This is a genomic window from Vibrio sp. Vb0937 (assembly GCF_033338855.1).
In genome coordinates, this window is record NZ_JAWOTK010000431.1 from 1 (window position 1) to 1,063 (window position 1,063).

Sequence of the window (1,063 nt, forward strand, 5' to 3'; positions counted from 1 at the left end):
TGTTCATTGTACTGCCTACCAAAAATTATCGACCAACGCCGCTTAATGCCGAATCGTGTACGTCAATCAAGCGAAGACCGTATTTGTCATTAACGACAACTACTTCCGCATGGCCAAGTAGGGAACCGTTCACTTTTACGTCCAATGGTTCGCCGTTCAGCTTTTCAAGTTCAATGACGGTGCCTTCGCCCGCTTTCATCAAATCACCAAGTGGAATCTCTTTACTTGCGACTTCAAGCGTGACAGTCACAGGGATGCTTTTGAAAAAGCTCAGGTCGCGCTCTGCAGCAACAGGTTCAGGTTGGCGCGTTGTTTCAGCGTCAAAGTCTTCTAATTGAAAATCATCAAAGTTCAGTTCATCTGTGTCGAACGCTTTAGTTTCAGGCGCTTCGCTCATCGCTGCGTTTCCTTATCCGGGTTAAAAATCAAAACAAGCTGTCCGTCTTGCTCAGCAATACGGCCAGTAAAGAGAGGTTGATTGCCAATGCTTACCGGTACGGTATTCAGTAATTCGATTGGCATGATGTCATCAGGTTTTAGGCTGACCACGTCACTTAGAGCCATCGTTTTTTTACTCAATACCACGTTAAGACGAACTGGCGTTGATTCTAGGGAACGACAAAAAGGTTCATACAAATCCACGTCTGATTGCAGCTCAAGCTGTTCAATCAAGGTTTGGATCAGATGCGTGTCCAGTTTTAAGTACATCGACCCTTGATAACCTTCAAAGGTGATATTTAATTGGACACATAAGCCTATGCCGCGTGGAGCTTCATACTCACATGCTTCCCACATGTCTTGCGGTGCTAGCCAACCGATAATAATGCGGCTGATTCTTTCCTGTAGGCGAAGATCACTGGCAGTCAGTGTTGCGACTGAACGCTCTGTATTAGCGCCATAAAAACGGTCTGCTAATTTAACGAGAGTCTGAGTATCACCGTGAACAAATACCATGCCACCTTCTTGGTGCTTATGGGTGGATGTCTGATCTTTGTCCATCATTGCAGGAGAGAATCGATGCAGGTCTACGGAGGTTAAGCTAGCTTCCACTTTGTTTGTACTG

The 1,063-nt window shown here is 45.6% G+C and carries 2 protein-coding genes; both read right to left on the bottom strand.

The window, feature by feature from the left end:
- Positions 1–25 precede the first annotated feature (25 nt).
- Entirely contained in the window at positions 26–397 is a 372-nt protein-coding gene (fliN, locus tag R7P67_RS26265; RefSeq protein ID WP_031814703.1) for a flagellar motor switch protein FliN, read from the bottom strand.
- Positions 394–1,063, bottom strand: a 670-nt coding sequence (locus R7P67_RS26270) for a FliM/FliN family flagellar motor switch protein (protein ID WP_140089542.1), incomplete at its 5' end; no start/stop codon positions are given. The genes R7P67_RS26270 and fliN, both read right to left, overlap by 4 nt.

Coding starts and splice junctions, on each gene's coding strand:
- fliN (WP_031814703.1), bottom strand. CDS start 397: ATGAGCGAAGCGCCTGAAACTAAAGCGTTCGACACAGATGAACTGAAC.